The organism is Psychrobacter sp. K31L (genome assembly GCF_017942195.1).
In the GTDB taxonomy this organism is placed as follows: Bacteria; Pseudomonadota; Gammaproteobacteria; order Pseudomonadales; family Moraxellaceae; genus Psychrobacter; species Psychrobacter glaciei.
This window is the reverse complement of record NZ_JAGKSC010000013.1, coordinates 26,730-33,555: the sequence shown is the minus strand read 5'-3', so window position 1 is coordinate 33,555 and position 6,826 is coordinate 26,730. Positions and strand designations below refer to the sequence as shown.

The following is a 6,826-nucleotide window of genomic DNA, read 5'->3' as shown; positions in this document are numbered from 1 at the left end:
AGTAGTATTTTAACCCTCTGTTAAGAGCGAACTTAGGAGTTTATGTAAAAAAGGCCCACAAGGGGCGCTATTTTTTTTACATAAACTCCGTCGTCCGGCAGGGGGCGAACCCCCTACAACCCCCAAAAAATCATCACTCAATATTGGGTTTTTTTGCTATGAATAATAAAGGTTTTCATCTGTCGGTTAGCGCCGTTAGTAAGGCGAAAAATCATAGCGTGGTGGCAAAGTCGGCTTATAATTCTGGCTCAAAACTGGTTGATGGGCAGTCAGGAGTCGTCCACGATTATACCAGTAAAGCTAAAGATAAAATCTTAAACTTAGTGGACAGTGATGGCACTAAATATACGCAAGTTATTGAGAAAAATGTGGTGCATATGGCGTTGATAACGCCAACTCTTGCTGGGGATCTAGCAGTGACACGTGAGGGTTTTTGGAATGATATCGAACGCATTGAGACTCGTAAAAACGCGCAATTGGGTACTGAGATTGATGTGATGTTTCCTGATGGGATCACCGCTGATCAGCGTATAGTTCTGGCCGAGCGCTACGCTCAAACCTTATCTGATCGTTATAACGTGCTTGTCGATGTGGCCATTCATCGGCCCCACAGTCACGAGAAACATGTGGGGGAGGTTGAAGTGGTTGAGCTGACCAGTCGTAATTTTCATGCCCATATTTTACTCTCAAGCCGTGAGATAGTAGCGGATGTTGAGGGTTATGCTTTATCAGCACGCAAGAATTGGCTGCAGTGGTCAACGGAGGAGCGTTTATCTAAGGGGTTAAACGGGCGCGGCGATGAGCTTAAATATCAACGCACCCTTTGGGCGGATATGGCCAATAAGCTACTGCCTGAGAATAAAACCATTAGTGAGAAATCCTACCGTGAGCTGGGCATCAGTCTTTTACCAAAAATGAAACTGGGCAAGTCATTGTATAAGGATATTCTCAAAGGCAATCGTTCAGTGATTCATGAGTACAACGAGACGATTGATGAGATCAATGCTTACATTGAAAAAAATGGTCTGGTAATTGAGTATGACGACAAGGGACGTATTGACCTAGAAAGCAATGAGCAAGAGGTTAACGGCGTCACAGTACATTATAAAAAGCGTAAGCCCTTTGCGCGAATTGAGCTCAGTAATATCCGCTTTGTAGATCCTGCCGCTGAACTTGAACCCGCTATCCCTAAAAATAACAGTCAGACGCATAGTGATGTGGCCAATGATCACGCACTTGATGAGCTTTTAGCAATTTCAGCCGACTTTGTGAGTCAAAAAAAGATGGTACGCAGCGCCTTATTTTCAACCATTGATGCGCTGTATGAAGAGTTAGCGCTTCAGTCTAAACAGATTATTACCATTGATAAAAACATTAAGAGTACCCAGCGGTTCACCAAGGAGGTGGGACAGGATTTTAGCGAGCCCCGCCAAAAAATGATTGAGCTTGCCCGGAAAATACATACGAAAGAGCAAAGCGAGGCACTAAAGACGGCTTTAGCGTCGGTTGATCAGTTTAGACAAGATGACACCCTACAAACAGGCCGCGCTGTTAGCCGCCTTGAAGAGCAGCTGTCACAGATTGATAAAACGGTGCTGAACAATAAAGCGGTTTTAAAAAATCTTATTCCCCTTAACAATCGAGTTATTGATGATCATAAGGCGCTAAAGGCCACCTTAAAACCGTTTGCCGCAACGCTGAATAAGCTGGCTACTGACTTTAAAGCGCTTGATGAGATTGATATTGAAAAAACTGAGCTGCAGCGGCACTGGCGGGAGACGTTTGAGGATTTGCAGGCGATCGAGATAACGAGCAACCTTGACACCTATCATAAGTTCGCGGCACTGGCAGATCTTGATGTTGAGCGTTTTAAAGCGCTTGAGCAAGAGCGTGAGGCGCTGCGTGCTCTTAAAGCGGTAGAGATAGATGATACCGCTGAGGCACGTTTGAAGATGCTTGTATCTGATGTAAAGACATTTAAAACCGCCAATAATGAAGACATCAAACAATTAAAGCTGCAAATCAATACCAGTCAAAAAACCTATCAGCGCCTATCGCCGTTTTATGAGCAGCGTATTGCCCTTCTTGATCAAAGTGAAGCGGTGATTGTGCAAGATGATGACTTATACGATGAGATTACCCGTACCAAGACCACTCAATTGAACGCAGATCGGCTTGATGACTGGCGCAACCGTACGATGAGGCTTCAGTACCAGCTCAACAAAGCACATGAGCAAGCAGAGCTTAAGAAAAAGGCTGAGCGTGCACGAGAGGAAGCAGAGAAGCGGCGGCAAGAAAAACAACAAAAAGAGCAAGATGCTACTGCCCTTGCGCGTACCCGACAGGCAGAAGTCAAGGCGTATCAGAGCAGGTTTGATAATATGCTGGTACGGGTTAAAGACCGTATTGATAAGATCGACTTTAAAGCGATTGATACTACTGCCACTGTGATAGAGGTGGCTGAAAAGTTAGCTGCTGAGGCCCTCGTTTTAAAAACGCTTCAGCATACTGATAACGTCACCGCGTTGCAAAAGCGTTTGCGAGACACGGATGCAGAACGGGTGACGATAGACAGAGATACATCGGTACAGACACTATTACAAGCGCTCGGCACGCTTCCTAGCGACCGTCATAAAATTGATACTATAAACGCGCTTAATGAGCGTTTTGAGCAGGTTCCTGACATCCGCGTGGGCACGCAAAATTTAGCGCAAATCTTGGCCGCACAAGTGCTGGATATAGACAAGGCTGTTCAAGAAAAAGCGCGCCATTACTCGTCACCACGCCCATTTTAGTTGTGATGATTACAATAATGAGTACTTACTATGAATAAAAATGACCGCACTGAGCAAGACATACACGATCAACTTGTTAACCTAGTGACTTCATTGACTCCGGTCATTGGGGCCTTGCGTGAGCTGATTAAGCGAGCCGATGATGCGGTAGCGAGGCGGCTTGAGCGTTCGCTTAGCGGTATTGATAGCAAGGTGAATGAGGTGTCTTCTGCCATTGAAGAATTAGGTAGTAGCGCAAGCACGACTTCGCAGGCATTGAGTCAGTATCAAGAACTCGTGTTAAAGCAGCTACAAGCGGCAGTGACTGCTTTTACTGACAATGATATGCCGCGTCGTTATGATGACAAAATAGCAGGCATCATCACCGATATGAAACAGCAGATTGATACGGCTGTAGAGTCGGTCGTCACTGCTAAAAACGACAGCATAGAGGTACAAGTGAGTACCATGCAAGCGGTGGCTGACAAGCTTGGCGCAGGCGCTGACAATCTAGCCCTATTCACCAATCAGTACCAAGCTGGTCATAAGCAGATTATTGAAGATATTGAGACCTTTGAGACCACCACCAAAACGCGGATTGAACAGGTTGAGGGTAGAGCTAGTAAAGACTTGGACAAAATTCATAAGTCCATTGAGACTATGAGTATTAAAAGGATTGCAGCCGCTGTCGCAGCGGGTACGATGGCTGTGATAATAAGTTTGGTGGCCCTGGTATTTTGGTATGTGCCAAGCTTTGATGAGATTGCAGAGATGAGATACCAGCAAGCAGAGCTACAGCGCGGCATCGATGAGCTTGAAACGGGGTGGAAGCAGGCATTTGATAACGCTCAAAGTCAGCAGATTATTTTGGCTTGTGATGTTAATGAAGCGCAGCCTGATGCAATCAGCTGGTGCGTTAGAGCAGACAGTAAAAGTGTTTTGAGAGATGAGAGAGGCTTTGTTTATTATAAAATAGCTGGGGTGCCGCGTGCAGAGCCGACTGAGTAAAGGCATATGGTAATAGTAAGCCATATTGCCCAAAAGTGCGTCTTCTGAGACATATAAGACTGAAAAAAGCTTGTTTGATTGTCGTTATCTTTGTCTATATCAAAAAGCCAGATAATGACACTTTATCTGGCTTTAAGGGTTATTGTTTCTTGTTAAACAAGTTGTCTGTAAATATAAGCTAAAGCCATTACGCTGCTTGGTCAGTGTGAGCTGTGACCAACTCTATAAAAGCAGTTTCAAGGGTGCTTAACGCATGATCGTCAACGATAAGACCGTCATCTAGCTGTCGTTGCACCCAGACATAAACCGCTTCATCATTATAAAGAATGGGGTCAACACCAAGTAGGGTTGCCAGCTGTACGCCTTGCTGTATTTGTAAGCTTAATAACAGCTGAGAGGCTAACGTTTTAGTCTGTTCACTAAACCATGTGCAGCTATTGAGCCGAGATAGATTGTTATTCATTGGTATTCTCCTATAGACCATTATATACATATAATAAATAAAATGACTTACTACAGGTCAAATTATACCTATATTTTAATCTATTGCAAGAGAAAATAACCTTCTGTAGGTCTTTTTATTCGTTTAAAGACAATCACAGCTCATGACAACGTTATTTATGCTGGTGACTCACTGCTGTCCTCATTTATGATTTCGTATAAATCACCAACATTGATTCTAAGATAAGTACATAAAGACTCGATGACATCTAGATCAACGCGGGTGGCTTCTTCATGATACATGCGAGTAATGGTGCCACGATTGATGCCAGTATCTCTTGAGATATCGGCAATTTTAAGGCGTCTTTCACCCATGATGGTCGATAAGTGACACTTCACCATAGTGGTTCCCTCATTCATATTAGTGGTTTTTGATTGGTGAGCGGATTATAACGAATATGAGCGGCTAAAGTATTGCTTTTAGTAGCTCATATTGATACTTGATAGCTACACTTTATATGTTAGCAGTCAGTTTACTGGGGCATCTCAGTCTTTGACAAATTTATGCAGTTTTATGAATATTATTCACATAGAAATTCAGTCGATATCAAAGATATAGTTATTTTTTAAAAATGTTGCTATTCATCTAACTATTGAGTAAAGTCTTAATAATACTCAAATACTCAAATACTCAAATACTCAAATACTCAAATACTCAAATACTCAAATACTCAAAATTAGGATTGCTCTATGAAAGTCATTGCTGTGTTGAATCAAAAAGGAGGCAGTGGCAAGACAACTATTGCCACTCAATTAGCTCGTGGCTTGCAGCTGCAAGGACATAGTGTATTGCTAGTAGATAGTGACCAGCAGGGCAGTGCACGTGATTGGCGAGCTGTAGATGAAGATAATCCAGTACCAGTGATAGGTCTCGATAGACCTACGCTTGATAAAGATCTAAAAAATGTCTCTGATAAAGAGTATGTTGTGATTGATGGTTCACCACAAGCAACTAGTTTGGCTTTATCTGCAATTAAAGCAGCTGATTTTGTATTAATTCCTGTACAGCCTAGCCCATACGATGTTTGGGCGACTAGCGATTTAGTAGACTTAGTAAAGCAGCGTATAGAGATGACTGACGGTAAACTAAAAGCAGCCTTTGTAGTGTCTAGGGCAATCCAGAATACTAATATTGGTAAGGAAGTGGCTTCAGTTTTACTAGAGTACGGTCTACCTGTGTTAGATAGTAGAATTATGCAGCGTGTAAGTTATCCAAATAGCGCAGCATTAGGCAAGACCGTATTTGATACTGAGTCAGTGAACAGTAATGCAGTACAAGAAATGACGGTATTGGTTAATGAAGTTAAAACATTTTTTGATAAGGAGTAAATGATGAGCTTAGCAGCAGGTCGTCCCAGTAAGAAGGTAAAAGATGAGTTATCTTTGTCAGACGTGACCGATAGTCCTCAAAAAACGGCACGAGTAAACTTTAACATTGACAAAGATAAGTATATTGCATTCAAAAAGTTTGCGCTTGATAACCGAAAGACAGTGACTGAGCTATTAACTGAAATGATTGATGAGAAAATAGTTGAACGGTAGTTTCTGTAAGTTACAAATAAAGTAGCTCAGAATAAAGGATCATGCTAAATGTTTATTGAAAGTCATAAAATGGCTTTATCAAGTTTTAAAACAGATATAGATCTGTATATGGTCGATGGTGTGGTAGCAGATGATGAAGGAGTCTTATCTCTGTTATTCGGGGAGTATTTACGTGTCGAGAATATATTACAAAACTATGATGAGTTTGCAAGCCTAAAAGCACTGCAAGACTTGGATGTGACCGATGCTGACGCTGTTGAGACGTTTAAGGATGAGCATTACCTAAACGATGATGAGATAGCCGCTATGCAAACTATTAAAGTGCCTGCTGAACGTACCGTACAAGATTATCGCTCAACCTATAACGATATACGCGATTGGCTACGTCGTGAAAAGGCGGGTGACCAGCAAGATGAGTCTTCGATTGATTGGGATGAGGTTGTCTTTGAAATAGACTTGCTCAAATCACAGGAGATCAATCTAGATTATATCCTTGAGCTAATTTTTGAGCATAATAAAAACACCAAGGACAAGTCTGCTTTGGTTGAAGAAGTACGTCGTTTGATTCGAGCAAGCCTTGGCAACCGAGCCAAAGAAAGCTTGGTGGTAGATTTTATCAATCAAACTAACTTGGATAATATCCCTGACAAATCCAGCATTATCGATGCCTTCTTTAGCTATGCTCAGGTAGAGCAGCAACGTGAAGTCAAAGATATGATTGCGGCTGAGAATCTGAATGAAGATGCTGCTAAGCGTTATATTACCGCTTCTCTAAAGCGTGAGTACGCCAGTGAGAACGGTACAGAGTTGAATGCTATCTTGCCTAAACTAAACCCTCTCAACCCGCAGTATCTGACCAAGAAGCAAAGTGTTCTGCAGAAAATAGCAGCTTTCGTTGAGAAGTTTAAAGGTGTGGGTGGGAAGGTTTAGCTAAATCAATAGAAAGCTCTGCAAATAAATCATGTTTATCGAGAATTCTAGATAGTTCATTAAAAAATAGG

At 42.3% G+C, this 6,826-nt stretch carries 6 protein-coding genes and 1 pseudogene; 5 read left to right on the top strand and 2 right to left on the bottom strand.

All coding sequences use genetic code 11. The features are described 5' to 3' along the window. Positions 1–158 precede the first annotated feature (158 nt). Both J5X94_RS13620 and J5X94_RS13615 read left to right on the top strand, forming a co-directional pair. A complete protein-coding gene (locus J5X94_RS13620; RefSeq protein ID WP_210541591.1) occupies positions 159–2,795 on the top strand; it encodes a MobA/MobL family protein in 2,637 nt (878 codons plus the stop codon). 30 nt (positions 2,796–2,825) lie between these two features. Then, the gene (locus J5X94_RS13615) at positions 2,826–3,782 is read left to right on the top strand and encodes a hypothetical protein (protein ID WP_114701938.1); all 957 of its coding nucleotides are present in this window, start codon (positions 2,826–2,828) and stop codon (positions 3,780–3,782) included. Between the two features lie 187 nt (positions 3,783–3,969). On the opposite strand, the gene J5X94_RS13610 is transcribed toward J5X94_RS13615, so the two are convergent. Then, positions 3,970–4,245, bottom strand: coding sequence for a hypothetical protein (locus J5X94_RS13610; protein ID WP_095570655.1), 276 nt, complete (start codon positions 4,243–4,245; stop codon positions 3,970–3,972). Positions 4,246–4,400: 155 nt separating this feature from the next. Then, the gene (locus J5X94_RS13605) at positions 4,401–4,625 is read right to left on the bottom strand and encodes a helix-turn-helix domain-containing protein (protein ID WP_057758779.1); all 225 of its coding nucleotides are present in this window, start codon (positions 4,623–4,625) and stop codon (positions 4,401–4,403) included. Positions 4,626–4,973: 348 nt separating this feature from the next. On the opposite strand from J5X94_RS13605, the gene parA reads away from it, so the two are divergent. The 3 genes and pseudogenes from parA to J5X94_RS13590 form a co-directional block, all read left to right on the top strand. Beyond that, on the top strand, positions 4,974–5,612 hold the full coding sequence (parA, locus tag J5X94_RS13600; RefSeq protein ID WP_114701984.1) for a ParA family partition ATPase: 639 nt from the start codon (positions 4,974–4,976) through the stop codon (positions 5,610–5,612). 3 nt (positions 5,613–5,615) lie between these two features. Continuing rightward, positions 5,616–5,825 carry a plasmid partition protein ParG gene (locus J5X94_RS13595; protein ID WP_162799539.1) on the top strand — a complete coding sequence of 70 codons (210 nt, stop codon included), beginning with the start codon at positions 5,616–5,618 and terminating at the stop codon, positions 5,823–5,825. Between the two features lie 150 nt (positions 5,826–5,975). Then, a pseudogene (locus J5X94_RS13590) lies at positions 5,976–6,755 on the top strand (type I restriction endonuclease subunit R, EcoR124 family); the annotation flags it as partial. Between the last annotated feature and the right edge of the window lie 71 nt (positions 6,756–6,826).